Annotated in this window: 13 protein-coding genes; 1 reads left to right on the top strand and 12 read right to left on the bottom strand. The window is 62.1% G+C overall.

The annotated features are described in order from the left end of the window. Window positions 1-3: 3 nt before the first annotated feature. The 6 genes from QQL85_RS18145 to QQL85_RS18120 form a co-directional block, all read right to left on the bottom strand. The gene (locus QQL85_RS18145; RefSeq protein WP_284355331.1) at window positions 4-1,422 is read right to left on the bottom strand and encodes an efflux transporter outer membrane subunit; all 1,419 of its coding nucleotides are present in this window, start codon (window positions 1,420-1,422) and stop codon (window positions 4-6) included. After that, window positions 1,419-2,294, bottom strand: coding sequence for an efflux RND transporter periplasmic adaptor subunit (locus QQL85_RS18140; protein ID WP_284355330.1), 876 nt, complete (start codon window positions 2,292-2,294; stop codon window positions 1,419-1,421). Before QQL85_RS18140 ends, QQL85_RS18145 begins: the two co-directional genes overlap by 4 nt. Beyond that, window positions 2,291-2,503: a DUF1656 domain-containing protein gene (locus tag QQL85_RS18135; RefSeq protein ID WP_003255905.1), complete on the bottom strand. Its 213-nt coding sequence runs from the start codon at window positions 2,501-2,503 to the stop codon at window positions 2,291-2,293. Before QQL85_RS18135 ends, QQL85_RS18140 begins: the two co-directional genes overlap by 4 nt. Next, window positions 2,500-4,587 carry an FUSC family protein gene (locus QQL85_RS18130; protein WP_284355329.1) on the bottom strand — a complete coding sequence of 696 codons (2,088 nt, stop codon included), beginning with the start codon at window positions 4,585-4,587 and terminating at the stop codon, window positions 2,500-2,502. The genes QQL85_RS18135 and QQL85_RS18130 overlap by 4 nt, the downstream gene beginning before the upstream one ends. After that, the gene (locus tag QQL85_RS18125; protein WP_060499478.1) at window positions 4,584-5,036 is read right to left on the bottom strand and encodes a MarR family winged helix-turn-helix transcriptional regulator; all 453 of its coding nucleotides are present in this window, start codon (window positions 5,034-5,036) and stop codon (window positions 4,584-4,586) included. Before QQL85_RS18125 ends, QQL85_RS18130 begins: the two co-directional genes overlap by 4 nt. A gap of 151 nt (window positions 5,037-5,187) precedes the next feature. Then, the gene (locus QQL85_RS18120) at window positions 5,188-5,982 is read right to left on the bottom strand and encodes a tetratricopeptide repeat protein (RefSeq protein WP_284355328.1); all 795 of its coding nucleotides are present in this window, start codon (window positions 5,980-5,982) and stop codon (window positions 5,188-5,190) included. 207 nt (window positions 5,983-6,189) lie between these two features. Here QQL85_RS18120 and QQL85_RS18115 point away from each other — a divergent pair, with 207 nt between their 5' ends. Next, complete coding sequence (locus QQL85_RS18115; protein WP_284355327.1) at window positions 6,190-6,747, top strand: WYL domain-containing protein; 558 nt, start codon at window positions 6,190-6,192, stop codon at window positions 6,745-6,747. A 60-nt stretch (window positions 6,748-6,807) separates the two neighbouring features. Here the strand turns inward: QQL85_RS18115 and QQL85_RS18110 are convergent, their stop codons facing one another. The 6 genes from QQL85_RS18110 to QQL85_RS18085 form a co-directional block, all read right to left on the bottom strand. Further along, on the bottom strand, window positions 6,808-7,671 hold the full coding sequence (locus QQL85_RS18110; RefSeq protein ID WP_284355326.1) for an ABC transporter permease: 864 nt from the start codon (window positions 7,669-7,671) through the stop codon (window positions 6,808-6,810). A 14-nt stretch (window positions 7,672-7,685) separates the two neighbouring features. Beyond that, the gene (locus QQL85_RS18105) at window positions 7,686-8,549 is read right to left on the bottom strand and encodes an ABC transporter ATP-binding protein (RefSeq protein ID WP_284355325.1); all 864 of its coding nucleotides are present in this window, start codon (window positions 8,547-8,549) and stop codon (window positions 7,686-7,688) included. 6 nt (window positions 8,550-8,555) lie between these two features. Next, complete coding sequence (locus QQL85_RS18100) at window positions 8,556-9,575, bottom strand: ABC transporter substrate-binding protein (protein ID WP_284355324.1); 1,020 nt, start codon at window positions 9,573-9,575, stop codon at window positions 8,556-8,558. A 17-nt stretch (window positions 9,576-9,592) separates the two neighbouring features. Beyond that, on the bottom strand, window positions 9,593-10,492 hold the full coding sequence (locus QQL85_RS18095) for a TauD/TfdA dioxygenase family protein (protein ID WP_284355323.1): 900 nt from the start codon (window positions 10,490-10,492) through the stop codon (window positions 9,593-9,595). Window positions 10,493-10,690: 198 nt separating this feature from the next. After that, entirely contained in the window at window positions 10,691-11,032 is a 342-nt protein-coding gene (locus tag QQL85_RS18090) for a tryptophan synthase subunit beta (protein WP_284355322.1), read from the bottom strand. A 145-nt stretch (window positions 11,033-11,177) separates the two neighbouring features. Further along, a partial coding sequence (locus QQL85_RS18085) for a type I secretion C-terminal target domain-containing protein (RefSeq protein WP_284355321.1) occupies window positions 11,178-14,750 on the bottom strand: 3,573 nt, incomplete at its 5' end.

Raw genomic sequence — 14,750 nt, 5'->3', positions numbered from 1 at the left:
GCCTCAAGGCTTGGCGGTGCCCTTCCACCCCCCACCCAACGCCAGAAACACCCCAATCTGCCCCTGCGTCACCTGGCTATTGGCCGCCGCCAACTGCGCGCGCATGTCGGTATAGGTCCGCGTCGCCTGCAAATCCGCCAGGAACGACTCACGTCCCGCCTGGTAATAGCGATGCGTCTGGTCCGCCGCTTCCTTGGCCGATTTTTCTGCCTCGGCCAGCGCATCGCGCCGGTCCAGCAGCGCGCTGTATTGCGCCAGGCGGGTCTGGGTTTCGCGAATGGCGTTCAGCACCACGCCATCAAAGTTCGCCAAGGCCGCCTGGGTAGAGGCTTCAGCCATGCGAATGCGCGCACGGGTGCCGTTGGTGGGGATGGTCCAGCTGATTTGCGGGCCAAAGCCCCAGCGGTTGGTCGCGGGCTCACCCAGGTTCTCCAGGATGCCGATAGTACCGACCTGGGCACCGATGCTGATGTCCGGGTACAGCGCACCGGTGGCAACGCCAATGTACGCGGTGGCTGCGGCCAATTGACGTTCAGCCTGACGCACGTCTGGACGGCGCTTGAGCAACGCAGCGCCATCACCCACTGGAACCAACTGGTTCAGGTGCGGCAGCTCGGCACAATCGGCGGTGCCAGCAGGCAACTGGTCAACAGGTTTGGCCAGCAGAGCCGCCAGGGTATACATGCCGGTCTCGCGCTCAGCCTTGAAACGCGGCAGTTCGGCACGCAACGACTTGAACTGGGTTTGCGACCGGGTGACCTGGGTTTCATCGCCGCGGCCAGCATCGCGCAAGCGCTGGTTCAGCTTCACGCTCTGCTCCTGCAAATCGAGCGACTCGCGGGCGATGTGGTATTCCTCGTTGGCCGAGCACACTTGGGTATAAGCCTTGACCACATCTGCCACCAGGGTGATGCGGGCAGTGTCGGCAGCGGCCTGCACTGCGTCGGCATTGGCCTTGGCAGCCTCGGTACCACGCTTGAAAGTGCCCCACAGGTCGAACTGATACGAAGCGCTGATGATGGCCTCGCCGATGTTGGCCACCGGCACCTTCTCGGGCAGCAGGAAGGCTTCACCCGACTCCTGCAAGCGCTGGGCACCCAGTTTGACACCGCCGTTGAAACCACCTTGCGATTCGGCCACTTCGACCTGGGCGCGGGCCTTGGCGATGTTGGCGGCGGCTACGCGCAATTCGGTATTGGCACTCAAAGCCTGGCGCACCAGCTCGTTCAGCCGCTGATCCTGATACAGCTGCCACCAGTCCTCAGGCACCGGTGCCGAGACCACGCTGTCGGCATCCTGGCGCAACGGGCCGTTGACGTCGCTGCGTTGTACCGCCGCGTCCTTCGGCACCTCATAGTCGGGGCCCACCATCATGCAGGCCCCCAGCGACAGGCACAGGCCGGCCAGGATCAGCTGTTTCATGGGCGCTGACCCTCGATAATCGACACCGTGGCGGTACGCCCGGCAATCATGCGGAAATCTGCCGGCACTTCGTCGAAGGCGATACGCACCGGAATACGCTGGGCCAGGCGCACCCAGCTGAACGCCGGGTTAACGTTGGGCAGCAAGTTGGCACCACTGCTGCGGTCGCGGTCTTCAATGCCGGCAGCGAAACTTTGCACATGGCCACGCAGGCGGGTGCTGTCACCCATCACGCGGATGTCCACGGCATCACCGATGTGGATGCCGCCAAGTTTGGTCTCCTCGAAGTAGCCATCGACGTGGTACGAAGCACTGTCGACCACCGACAGTACAGGGCGGCCGGCGGTGACAAATTCGTGGTTACGCGGCGCACGGTCGTTGAGGTAGCCGTCCACCGGGCTGCGCACCACCGAGCGGTCGAGGTTGAGCTGGGCGGTATCGACCGCCACCTGTGCCTCGCTGACAGCCGAGCGGGCGCGGGCCTCGCGGGACTGGCTTTCTTCCAGTTGCTCGGCGGCCACCAGGTTGCCCAGTTTGCGGTTGCGCTGTGCTTCGCGGGAGGCTTGGGCCAGGGTTTCCTGGCGCTCGCCGAGAGTGGCTTTGGCCTGGCGCAGGGCCAGGGTGAAGCGGTCTTGGTCGATGGTGAACAGTACGTCGCCGCGCTTGATGGTCTGGTTGTCGCGCACCTCGACCTTCTGGATCAACCCGGACACATCCGGGGCAATCTGGATCACGTCGGCGCGGATGTGGCCGTCGCGGGTCCAGGGGGCAAACATGTAGTACACCACCATCTGCCACACGAGCACGGCGGCGAAGGTCACTACCAGCAAGGTCAGGACCACACGGCCCAGGGTCAGCAAAGGTTTTTTCATGGCAGCATCAGGTTTCGGCAAAAGTGGTCCACCGCGCCAAGCAGCACGGCATACAGAGCAACGTTGAACAACGCCCGGTGCCAGACCAGGCGGTAGAAGTGCAGGCGCACCAGCACCGCGTGCACCCCCAGGAACAACAGGTAGGTGCCAAACATCATCACCAGCAGCGTGGGCAGGAACACCCCGCTGATATCCAGTTCACCAATCACAGGGGCGCTCCGTCCAGGCCGGGGGGCAGTTGCGGTTGTTCGGCGGGCTCGAGCATCACTTCCACGCCAGGCAACAGCGCCAACCGCAAACCGCTCAGGGCATGCAGCAGGTGGGTGCGGGCATCGCCGCGCTCGTACAGTTCATCCAGGTTCAGTGCCAAGCGTGCGCGCTCCATGTTGCGCAGCAGCGCGGCCGGGGCGTGCAGGCGTTCGCCGGCACGCAGGCACGCGGCGTAGTGCGCGCCAACTTCTTCGACCACCGTGCTCAGGCGTTCGCGGGCCTGCTGGCCAGCACGCGGCATGTAGGCCAGCAGGTCGAGCAGATTCAGCCCCACGCGCAGGTCGCGCAGCGCCACGCCGCTGTCCTGGCCGGTTTGCGACAGGCGCGGCAGGTGCTGCATCAGGCGGTCGAGCATTTGCACGCCCACCTGGCGATGCTCGGCCAGGGTGGCGGGTTCGGTCATGTCGACGATGTCGCGCCAGGCGAAGCGGGTCATGCGCTTGGCCGCCAGTTCTACGCCGAACGGGCGCATGACCAGCGTCCAGATGAACGCGAACAGCAGGCCCACGGGGCCGGCCAGGTTAGCGTTGAGGAAGGTGAAGAAGTCGGCGTCGTAGGCGCCCTGGATGCTGATGAAGGTCGAGGTGTTGACGATGGTCAACAAGGTACCCAGGTAGAAGCGCGGCTGCACGGTCAGGGTGCCAACGCAGATGAACGGCACGGCGAAGGCCAGCACCAGCATCGGGAAGTCGTGCAGGTTGGGCAGCACCAGGAACAGGTACAGGCTGGAGAAGATGACCGACATCAGCGTCCAGAAGAAGAACCGATAGATCTGCGGTGCCGGGTCGTCCATGGCGGCAAAGAAGCTGCACGACACAGCGGCGAGGATCACCGCGCTGGCGCCGTCGTTCCAGCCCAGGCCGATCCACAGGCCGCAGGCGACAACGATCGCCAATACGGTGGAGGCCACTGAATACAGCATCAGGCCACGGTCGAAGAACGCCGTCAGGCGGCCAAGGCGCCAGTGGCGGTACACCGCGCGCCAAGGCTTGGCATCGTCGGTACGCAGGGCATGTTGCAGGGTACAGCAGTCCTGCCACAGGTCGGCCCATTCGGTCAGGCGGTACAGGGCGTTGGAAAGTAGCAACTCGGCGCGTTGGTCGAGGGCGGCAGCGCCAGGCTGAAGGCGATCGATCTGTTCATGCAGCGCGGCCCAGCGTGCTACCGAAGCACTTTCGGCAGTGCCTTTCAGCCATTCGCGGGCGGCTTCAAGCACGGGCTGAAGCTGGACGAACTGGGCCGGGGCGCGGCCTTCCAGGGCAATCAGTGCGTCATCGAGGGCGTCGATCACGGGCAGCAGGTGAATCATGCGCCCACGCAACTCGCGGGCGTTTTTCAGCGTATGCGGGCCTGCGCCTTCGTGGCCGAGCTGGCCGATCATCAGCTCCAACGAGTTGAAGGTGGCGACCATCGACCCGCGCATGCCGCCGACCTTGTCGGCGCTGGCTGCGCGGGCCAGGTAAGTGTCGCTGTAACGAATCGCTTCGGTGAACCAGTTACCGGTCGCACCGACCACCACGGGGGCCAGCCGGCGCGGCCAGAAGATGGCGCCGACCACTGCCGCGCAGACGATGCCCAAGCAGATTTCCTGAGCCCGGGACGATGCCACGTCGAACACGGCCAGCGGGTTATCCACAACCGCCAGCGCGATCATCGGCAGGGTGTAGCCGGCCAACATCAGCACATAGTTGTTGGCCGTACGCAGGTTCAGCGAAAGGAACAGCAAGGTGCCCGTCCACAGGGCAATGGCGATGCTCAGCAACAACGGCGACTGCACCAGCGGCGGCACCAGGAAAATCGCGCCACCGGCCCCCAGCAACGTGCCCACGGCGCGGTACAGGGCCTTGGAGCTGGTTGGGCCGACGAACGGACTGGAGACGATGTACACCGTGGCCATGGCCCAGTAGGGACGTGGCAACTGCATGAGCAGCGCGATGTACAGGGCGATCATCGAGGCGGCGAAGGTACGCACGCCGTAGAACCAGTCACGCGCCGGGGGGACTGAGCTGAAGAAACCGTTCATGCCGCCCCGCCCGTGCTGCCCAGGCCGGCCGCTTCGAAGGCGCGCAGCACGCGCAAGGCAGCTTCCAGGTCGGCCTGGTCGATGCCGTTCAGCACATCGCGACGCAGGCGCACCAGCTCGGCTTCGATGGCTTCGGCCAAGGCGCGGCCTTCGGCGGTCAGGCTCAGGGCTTTGGCGCGGCGGTCCAGTGGGTCCTCGCTGCGGCATACCAGGCCGGCCTTGCACAGTTGGTCGAGCAGGCGCACCAGCGACGGGCTTTCGAGGCCGGCAGCCTGGGCAACAGCCACCTGATGCACGCCATCACCCAGGCGCACGATCATCAGCAGAGGCGCGGCGCAGGCCTCGGAAATACCGTAACCGGTCAGGGCGGTGTGGCAGATGCGCCGCCAGTGGCGGGCGGCAACCACCATGCCGCTGCTGACTTGCAGGCGCAGGAGATCAAGGGACATGGAAGGAACCAAGGATATTCATAGTTTGCTAACTATCAATATACGCCTTGCCCTCCCCCTGTCGTCAACAGGGGGCGACGGATAGCCCAGGTTAAATGTTGTTCATTTTTTCGCCTGTACCGGCCTCTTCGCGGGTACAGACGACAGACGGTCAGGGCTGAATCTGATCTTCCAGTTTCATGGTCAGGGCCAATGTACTGCCCATCTGTACCGCCCGGTCCCGCCACGCCTGGTAGCGCACCGCGTCCCGGCTGCTGAAGTGCACCGCCAGCTCCTCGGCTGCCTGTACCACCCCCGCCGCTGCCGCCAGTTCCAACCAGTACAGCGCCGCCTTGAGGTCGGCGTCCACATACAGCCCGTGCATCAACCGGTAACCCACCTCGAAACGGCAGCGTGCCTCGCCGCGTTCGGCCCCGCGCATGAACCACTGGTAGGCCTGCACCAGGTCGACCTGCCAATCCTGGTCGCCATCGCACACTTCCTCCTCATACAGGTCACCCAATGCCGCAGCCGCGTGCAACATGCCTCGTTCGAAGGCCTGCCGGTAGCACTCCGCCGCCTGCACATAGGAGGGGTCGATGCCTTTGCCGAAGTAATGCTGCTGCCCAAGATTGAACCAGGCGGCGGCATTACCCTGCAGAGCAGCCATGCGCAGCAGGTGGCCGGCCAGCACGGTATCAGCGCGCCAGTACTTACCGTTGAGCCAGATCCAGCCAAGGTCGTTTAGTGCCGCCACACTGCCTTGCAACGCCTGGCAGCGCAGATCGACGTATACCGCCTGCAGATCGCTGGCCTCATCCAGGCGGTTGACCAGCAATGAGCGCTGGCTGGGCAAGCCCACACCGGCGAACAGAGGCAACCGCCTACCGACGGGGGTCGGTGGCGCGATGACCCGCTCGGGCAGAAGGCGGGCAAGCAGCGAATGGATATTGCTGGCAGCAGACATGTTCATCCTCATTGAACGACGCACAGCCCCAACCTTCGGCTGCGATGAGGCGTGATTCTGCGTGACGTCACGTCAAAACCTGTCGCGAACGATTCGGTACCAGGCAACCAAATGCGACTTCCTTGATCTGAGCAGGCTGTGGCCAATTGCCATGCCCCTCGCGTGCCGCCATCCTATTGCGGCAAGCCTAGACAAGGACGTTATCTTTTGCCGTTCGCCACCACCCGCGCCACCCTCAGCCGACAGTGGGCACTGCTGCGCCAGCTGCCCAGCCGCTCCCCAGGCATAACCAGCGCCGAGTTGGTGTGGCGCCTGCGTGACGTGGGCTTCACGGTCAGCAAACGTACTGTCGAGCGTGACCTCAACGAGCTCTCGCTGATATTTCCGCTGGAACGCAACGACAAGAGCATCCCGTTCGGCTGGCACTGGTCGGCGAGTGCGGTGGGCGAGTTGCGCGGCAATTTCGATTTGCTGACGCATCTGCGGGGGGATGCGTTGCAACCGGCGCAAGGTGAGGGTGTGGAGCTTGTGGCGCGGATCAGCGATGCGTTGGCACGGCAGCTGCGGGATGCGCCTTTGAGTAGCGACATGCAGTTGACAGCGCTGGAGCATGGGCACCGGTTACGGGCCACTGTGAGCGATGGCTGGCCGTTGCGCTGGTGGCTTTTGAGCCATGGGGATGGGGTTGTGGTGGAGCAGCCGGCGGGGTTGCGCGAAGAGATTGGCAAGATTTTGAGCAATGCGGCGGCTCAGTACCTTGGTTGATAACCTGTCCCGGCCTCTTCGCGGGCAAGCCCCGCGAAGAGGCCGGGACAGGCTTACGATCTAGCGCTGCATCCCCCAGCGCCGCACGGTCAGCCGCTCCAGGGTGTTGAACACCAGCCCTTCCACCAGCAAACCGATCAGGATCACCACCGCCAACCCGGCAAACACCTTGTCGGTATACAGCTCGTTACGGTTCTGGAAGATGTACCAGCCCAGCCCGCCTTTGCCGCTGCTGGCACCAAACACCAGTTCGGCAGCGATCAGGGTGCGCCAGGCAAACGCCCAGCCGATCTTCAGCCCCGACAGAATCGATGGCAAGGCCGCCGGCACCAGGATGTGCAACACCAGCCGCAGCCCTTTCAGGCCATAGTTGCGGCCAGCCATGCGCAGCGTTTCCGACACGCCAAGGAAGCCGGCGTAGGTATTGAGCGCCAACGCCCACAGCACCGAATGCACCAGCACGAAGATCAGGCTGTTGTCACCCAGCCCGAACCACAGCAAGGCCAGCGGCAACAGCGCAATGGCCGGTAATGGGTTGAACATCGAAGTCAGCGTACCCAGCAGGTCACGGCCCAGCTGGGTCGAAACCGCCAGACTGGTCAGGCCAAAAGCCAGGACGATGCCCAGCACATAGCCCTTGAGCAGTATCACCAGCGAAACCCCGACCTTGGCCGGCAATTCACCCGTAATCAGCCCGTCCCACAGGGCTGCGGCGGTTTGCAGGAAGCTTGGCAGCAGCAGGTCATTGTCCTGATAGCGAGCAACGGCCTCCCATAGCACAGCGATCATCAGCAGGATAACCGCCTTGCGCAACCAACCTTGCTGCCACAGGCGCTGGGCCAAGGGGAGTTGGCGTTCTACAGGCACACTGAGCAGGGGCTCCAGCTGCACCTCGTATTCCTGGCGTACAGGTGTAGTGGTCATGGCTGAAGCTCCTTTCAGTAAGCGATGCGGATATCGTTGAAGCCAAGGTCGCCAGCCTGCTCCGGGGGATCCACCTCGTCGAACAGCAAACGGTGGATACGCCGGGCACTGGCCTGGAAGTCGCTACCTCCCAGGCTGCCCAGGTTGTACTGGTGGCTGTGCACTTCGGCACGCACCCGCCCCGGGTGCGGCGACAACAGCAAGATACGGTTGCCAACCACCAGCGCTTCTTCGATGGAGTGGGTGACGAACAGCAGGGTGAACCGCACTTCCTCCCACAGCAGCAACAGCTCTTCCTGCATCTTGCGCCGGGTCAACGCATCCAGAGCCGCAAACGGCTCATCCATCAACAGGATCTTGGGCTGGGTGGCCAAGGCCCGGGCAATCGCCACACGCGCCTTCATACCACCCGACAGTGTGTGCGGATAGGCATCGGCAAAGGCGGCCAGACCGACCTTTTCCAGATAATGCAGCGCCCGTTCCTCCGCCTCCGCGCGCTTGAGCCGGCCAGACACCAACAGCGGAAACATGACGTTCTGCTTCACCGTTTTCCACGGCGGCAGCTGGTCGAACTCCTGGAACACCACGATGCGGTCGGGGCCCGGGCCTCGGACTGCCTGCCCCTGCAGCAGAATCTGCCCTTCTTGCGGCTGGATGAAACCGGCTACGGCTTTGAGCAAGGTGGACTTGCCACAACCGGAGGGGCCGAGCAGTACAAAACGATCAGCGCGGTCGACTTCGAAGCTGACCTGGTGAGTGGCCCGCACCACGCGTTGCGCGGTGCGGTATTCGAGGCTGAGGTTATCCACCTTGAGCAAAGGCGGCGTTGCGACTCGGCTCAGGTTGCTGGCCGTGTGGCCTGGCAATGGGGCGGTCATGATCGGTCAGCTCCCCTGCAGCGGGCGTTCATCCTGGAAGAAGTAGTCCTTCCACGATTCCGGCTTGTGCTTGATGGCACCTACCCGATAGAGAAAATCGGCCAGTTTGTAGGTGTTCTTGGGCGTAACGGTGAATTCGTACTGTGGGTTGTCGATCAGCTTGATCAGCGCGTCGCGGTCGATCTTGGCCTTGGTTACGCGGATATAGGTATCAGCGGCAGCCGCCTTGTCTTTCTGGGCGAAGTCTGCAGCTTCGGCCAGGGCGTCTACGAAGGCCTTGTAGGTTTTAGGGTTGTCCTTGCGAAACTTCTCGGTGGCAAACAGCAAGGTCGGCGAGTTGGGGCCGAGCAGGTCATAGCTGTTGAGCACTACATGTACATCCTTGTTGGCCAGCACCTGGTCCTGGAACGGCGGGTTGGAGAAATGCCCGTTCAGCTCGGTGCCGCCGGCCAGCAGCGCAGCGGTGGCATCCGGGTGCGGTACGGCGAGGGTGTATTTGTCCAGGCGGTTGTATTCCTTGTCGCCCCACTGCTGGGCGGCGGCGTACTGCAGGAAACGCGACTGCACCGAAACGCCTACCGCCGGTACGGCAATACGGTCTTTGTCGGAGATGTCGGCGATGGTCTTCACGTTGGGATTGCTGCTGACCAGGTAATACGGGAAGTTACCCAGCGAGGCCACGGCCTTCACGTTCTGCCTGCCTTTGGTGCGGTCCCAGACCGTCAACAGCGGGCCGACGCCGGCACCGGCAATGTCCACCGAACCGGACAGCAGTGCATCGTTGATGGCCGAACCACCCGACAGCTGGGCCCAGTCGACGTCGATGTCGATGCCCTGCTCCTTGCCGTGCTTCTCGATCAGGTGCTGGTCACGCACCACGTTCAGCAGCAGGTAGACGATGCCGAACTGCTCAGCGATACGGATCTTGCCTTCGGCCTGAGCCACGGCGGGGGCAGCCAGGCTGCCGACGACCAGGCTTGCGCCCAGGCCGATGCTTGCCGCCAGGCGGCTGATGGATTTGCGCATGATGGTTTCCTCAGTCGTCAGAACGGGGCATCGCCCTGGATGGTGGTGCGGTACAGCTTGCGCCGCAGCTGCGCGGGGCAGCCGGTGGCCAGGTGGATCAGCGAGCGGTTGTCCCAGAACACCAGGTCATGGGGCTGCCACTGGTGGCGGTAAATGTTCTGCTCCAGCACGCTAATGGCATACAGCTGCTGCAGCACGTCGCGGCTTTCATCGTCTGGCAGGCCAACGATGCGGGTGGTGAAGCCTTCACTGACAAACAGCGCCTTGCGGCCGTTTTCCGGGTGGGTGCGCACCACCGGGTGGATGACTTCCTTTACCTGCGCCAATTGTTCGGCAGTCAGGGTCGGGCGCCAGTTGCCTTCGAATTTGGTCTCGGCGTAACGGGCGGTGTAGGAGTGAGCGGCGCTGCGGCCCTCGACCACTTTACGCAGGGCGTCGGGTACGCCGTCCCAGGCTTTGTGCATGTCGGCGAACAGGGTGTCACCGCCTTCACTGGGCAGTTCCTGGGCATGCAGCATGGAGCCGAGGCTTGGCAGCTCTTTGTACGACAGGTCCGAGTGCCAGAATTTTCCGGCATCACCCAGGCCGATGTTCTGGCCGTTTTCGATGATGTTGGAAACGATCAGGATCTCGGGGTGGCCTGTCAGCAGGAACTGCTTGAGCACATGGATCTGTAACTCACCGAAGCGGCGGCTGAAGGCGATCTGCTGTTCCGGGCTGATCCGCTGGTCGCGGAACACCAGCACATGGTGGTCGAGGTGGGCGCGATGGATACGGGTGAAATCCTCGGCGCTGACCGGCTTGGCCAGGTCCAGGCCTATGATCTCGGCGCCGACGGCACCCGAGAAGGGGCGGATCTCGAAAACTTGCGGCTGGGCGCTGTCGATGGTCGACAAGGCGTTCAAGGCGGCTGACATTTTTCACTCCCACGCAGTGCGCGACTTCAATGGCGCGCAACGATCAGAAACGCACGGGGTTTTCCCGTGTGGGTTCAAGTCGTGCGGCGCATCGATTGGTCGACGTGTACGCAGTGGAAGTGACTATAAAGTCATAAGAGAAATACTTTAAATATCTTTAACGCATAACCATAGCACTGGGGGCGGGGCGGCCAGCGATCAGATCAGCCCGCCCTGCTCTTCTTCATCGATGAGGTTGTTCAGGCTGCTGAGCGCCTTGCGCGCCGTGGAGCGGTTGAGCAGCTTGGCCTGGGCGCCTGGGGGCAGGTCTGTGATCTTGAATACGCCCTTGGCGGTCAGCACATCGATCAGGTCCTCAAGCACGCGGATCATGTCCAGGTCGCTTTGCTTGAGCTGGTTGAGGCTGTTCTCGACAACGTCGTCGGCAAACCACTCCTGAATCTCGGCGTGGTCAGAGGGGAGCATTTCGGTGAACTGGTCAAAAGCGGCTGCTTCTACCCGCTGCAACTGGCCGGCGGCGTCGCGTTGCACGTAGAACATGGCGGTGTCCCTCGTCACGTTGAATCCTTGTTGGTAGACAGCAGCATAGGCAAAGATCGCCGGGCGCGCAGGCCCGGCGCAAGAGTATGCGCTGTTGGCGGATGGCAGGAAAGAGCCGGGGCCGCTAGGCGGCCCCGGTGGTCTGTCAGTTGTCCTTGTTGTGGATGATGATGGTTGGGTCGGCACCGCTGATCAACGAGTTGATCGTGGTGTTGGACCAGTTCACCCCTTCCAGCTTGATGGTCACGTCGGCGTTGGCGATTCCACCTTCGGCGTTCAGCTTGCCTTCGCTGCTGACTTGCAGCGTGGTCGTGCCTTCCACCGTGGTGAGCTTCAGGTAGTTGTCGATGGTGCTGCCCTTCTCGCCCTGGAGCAGGTCCTTCAGGTCGATACGGTCACCCTCGGCCACCTTGAAGTCCTTGATCACGTCGTTGCCGATGTCACCCGCCTTCCACACGAAGGTGTCAGCACCGCTGCCACCGATCAGGATATCGTTGCCTTGGCCACCGATCAGGGTGTCATTGCCGGTACCGCCCAGCAGGATGTCATTACCTTTGCCGCCATCGAGCGTGTCGTTACCACCCTGACCGAAGAGGATGTCGTTGCCATTGCCGCCCGACAGAATGTCGTTGCCGTCTTTGGCACCGGAGATATCGAACTCGGTGTAGTGCTCGGTGATGTACTGGTGGACATTGCTGGTGGTAACGGAGCTGACCTCGACACCACTCTTCTGCGCGACGTAAGTCTGCAGGGCCTGGTAACCCTCGCTGACAACACCGTTGAGGGTGATCAAGTCGCCGAAGATGATGTCGTTGCCGTTGCCACCGTCGACGGTGTCGGCACCTGGCACCGTTGCTTCGGTGTGGCCAAGAATCGCCTTCGCCAGGTCGGACGGGTCGATGTTGGTCTGCGGCTTGCCGGCGCTGTCGTACGGCTTCAGGTCGCTCAGCGTGACATCACTGTTCAGGCCGATGGCTTGCACCTTGCTCAAGCCCGTATCTTTGTCCCCCAACACAGTAAAGCTTGCTGTGGAACCTGCTGCCGAATAGTAGTAGTTGGAGTAATCAGCGTAGCCAGTACCGTCCAGGCTGGAGAACTCGTACGTTCCATCCCCCTGCGCATGAAGGGTGCCGACCGTCTTGGTTGAGTCAAGCTCCAACTCACCCTTGCGGTTCACTGAATAGGTCATCACTTTGACTACGCCGCTGCTGCTGATCTCGACCTTGTGAGTCGAGTCGGCCCAAGCACTGAAAGTGTCGCCCATCTTGTAGTTGTTGACGTTGACTACATCATCAAGGTTCTTGCCATTCTTCCACAGGCTAGGGTTGGTGTTCTCCCCGCTCTGGTAGTAGGTCGGTTTACCGTCAGTGATGAAGTACGTCAGGTTCTCCGCACCTTTATTGCTGGTGGCCATGGTGCTGTTGAAGAAGTTTGAAGTCGTTTTAAACGCGTCTTCATAGTTGGTACCACCACCGTAGTAGCCACCCACCATCGAGTTCAATACCGCCTGCAGCTTGCTCAGGGCATCCGGGTCGGCAAGGTTCACCGCCACGTTCTTGTTCACCTGAGTGTCGAAGTCGACCAGGAAGATGTTCACGGTACCCGAGGTGTCGGAGCCCAGGCTGGCCTTGAGCGAATTGAACACCGAGGCCAACTGCGTCTTCGCGTCGGCGATCGATTTGTCGCTCATACTGCCCGAGCTGTCGACCATGAACGCGATGTTGTAGTTCTTGCCCTGGACCACGTTCAGGCCCGCCACGTCAGCAACGATGATGTCGTTGCCTTCGGTGCCGGTCATCGTGTCGTTACCCGAGGTACCCACGCTGGCCTTGTAGGTTGCGGCATACACCGTCACCGGGATATTGCCGGTAGTGGTGGCCGAGCCGCCCAGGCTTTCGGTGGCTGTCGAGGTGACAGTGATGTCGAACGAGCCTTTGTAGTAGGCCGGCGGAGTCAGTGTCAGGCTGCTGAGTTTCCAGCCCGTCACATCAACCGGGCTACTGCCTACCGTTACGGTATGGCCAGCACCATCGCTCAGCACGGTACCTTTCGGAATACCGCTCAGGGTTACGTTCAGGGTTTCCGAGCCGTCGGTGTCGGTCAGGGCGGTAGAGATACCGACCAGTTTCACCGAGCCACCTTCCGGCCCTTCGTTGAGTTTGTAACCATCGTAGTAGCTCTGGCCATTCACGGTGTGCAGATCGGACACGCCCAGGCCAGCGTTGGCCATCTCGGTCACGTTCTGGTACATCTTGACGTTCGAGCTGCTCAGGTCAGTGGCAGCACCCGAGCCTACCTGGATGTTCAGGTCATAGCTGCCTGGACCGGACTGGTTGGCATGGTAGACCTCGATCGGGTAGTAGCCGCTGGTGTTCGGGGTGAAGGTGCCCGAAACCTGGCCACCAGCGCCCCAGGTGGCCGTGACCACAGTCTTGCCACCGATGGTGACCACGAAGCTGTCGTCAGCGGAACCGCTGAAGGTGTAGGTCTTGCCGGCTTCCAGGTAAATCAGGCCCGACGTTTTCGAACCAGTGCCAGCGGTGACGCTGCCATCGGACTGCACGTTGGTAGTGGTGCTGCTGGAGTTGGCATTGCCAGAGTTGGCAAAGACCGTCTTCAGATCCTCACCGGTAATGCCATTACCGCCAGTACCCAGACCTTTGAGGGTGTTCCAGACTTCCTTGGTCAGGCCTTTGGACCCGATATCAGCACTGCCGAAACTCAGGGTCGGTTTGTCGGCAACCGGGCTGATGTCGACCTTCATGGTCACTTCGCTGCCCAGGTTGGTGCCATCGTTCGGCTTGAACTTGAACTGTGCGTAGTCGGCCTGCTGGTTGCCCACGCCGTTGCCACCATAGTTGTCCGCACCCGACTGGTTGAGGGCCGGGACGAACTTCAGGTTCTGGGCAGTGATATCAGCCTGGCTGATCACCTGATTGACGGTCACATTCACCCACGCAGTACCGTTGAAGAACTGCAGGCTGCCGGCGGCCGGAAGCGAGGTAATCGTCACGAACAGGCCAGTGTTGCCATCGGCATCGGTGACTTTGAAGTCACTCCAGGCAAACACATAGTCGGTGTCTTCCACGCCAAACACTGCGCTGCCAGGCGAAACCGGCAGGTGGTCATTGTCGAGGATGGAAGTAGTCACGCTCGACTTGGTGCTATCGACCTGCAGGTTTTCGAAGCTGCCGCCGGTGGCGGTCTCGATCTTCACGGTGAAGTTCTCGGTACTCTCGACCAGTTTGTCGTCGATGGTAGCGATGTTGAACGTCGTGCCTGTGCTGTTGGCCGGGATCTTGACCGTGGTGACGCCGTTGAAGTCCTCACCGTTCCTGGCGGTACCGCTGTAGCTAAGGGTGATGGTGACTTCGGTCTTGGACGCGTTGCTCAAGGTCAGCGTGTACTGGCCGGTTTCGCCCTCGGTCAGCGAAGTAGTGCCGGTGATGCCGACTGTGGTGACGTCGCCTTGGTTGCCCGTACCCGGAGTACCCGAGCCTGGTTCGTCGGTCACGGTGGTGGTCACCGGTGCCTTGTCCAGGGTCAGTTGCTCGAACTTGCCGACATCGGTGCCGCTGACCGAAGCGATCGATTTCACGACCGGGTCGTTGGCACCCACATACGGGTTGTCCGGGGCAGTCACGGTGGTAGTACCCACGGTGCCGTTGGCCGGCACGGTGATGGTGGTCTTGCCATCGTTCAGCGTGAAGGTCAGCGC

It is taken from the genome of Pseudomonas putida (assembly GCF_030159595.1).
Taxonomy (GTDB): Bacteria; Pseudomonadota; Gammaproteobacteria; order Pseudomonadales; family Pseudomonadaceae; genus Aquipseudomonas; species Aquipseudomonas putida_AC.
Note: the sequence above shows the minus strand (reverse complement) of the source record. Positions and strands in the feature narration are given on the sequence as shown.

Excerpts from the sequence above, each read along its gene's own strand:
- QQL85_RS18130 (WP_284355329.1), bottom strand. The coding sequence starts at position 4,587 with ATGAACGGTTTCTTCAGCTCAGTCCCCCCGGCGCGTGACTGGTTCTAC.
- QQL85_RS18110 (WP_284355326.1), bottom strand. The coding sequence starts at position 7,671 with ATGACCACTACACCTGTACGCCAGGAATACGAGGTGCAGCTGGAGCCC.
- QQL85_RS18090 (WP_284355322.1), bottom strand. The coding sequence starts at position 11,032 with ATGTTCTACGTGCAACGCGACGCCGCCGGCCAGTTGCAGCGGGTAGAA.
- QQL85_RS18120 (WP_284355328.1), bottom strand. The coding sequence starts at position 5,982 with ATGTCTGCTGCCAGCAATATCCATTCGCTGCTTGCCCGCCTTCTGCCC.
- QQL85_RS18140 (WP_284355330.1), bottom strand. The coding sequence starts at position 2,294 with ATGAAAAAACCTTTGCTGACCCTGGGCCGTGTGGTCCTGACCTTGCTG.
- QQL85_RS18105 (WP_284355325.1), bottom strand. The coding sequence starts at position 8,549 with ATGACCGCCCCATTGCCAGGCCACACGGCCAGCAACCTGAGCCGAGTC.
- QQL85_RS18095 (WP_284355323.1), bottom strand. The coding sequence starts at position 10,492 with ATGTCAGCCGCCTTGAACGCCTTGTCGACCATCGACAGCGCCCAGCCG.
- QQL85_RS18100 (WP_284355324.1), bottom strand. The coding sequence starts at position 9,575 with ATGCGCAAATCCATCAGCCGCCTGGCGGCAAGCATCGGCCTGGGCGCA.
- QQL85_RS18125 (WP_060499478.1), bottom strand. The coding sequence starts at position 5,036 with ATGTCCCTTGATCTCCTGCGCCTGCAAGTCAGCAGCGGCATGGTGGTT.
- QQL85_RS18145 (WP_284355331.1), bottom strand. The coding sequence starts at position 1,422 with ATGAAACAGCTGATCCTGGCCGGCCTGTGCCTGTCGCTGGGGGCCTGC.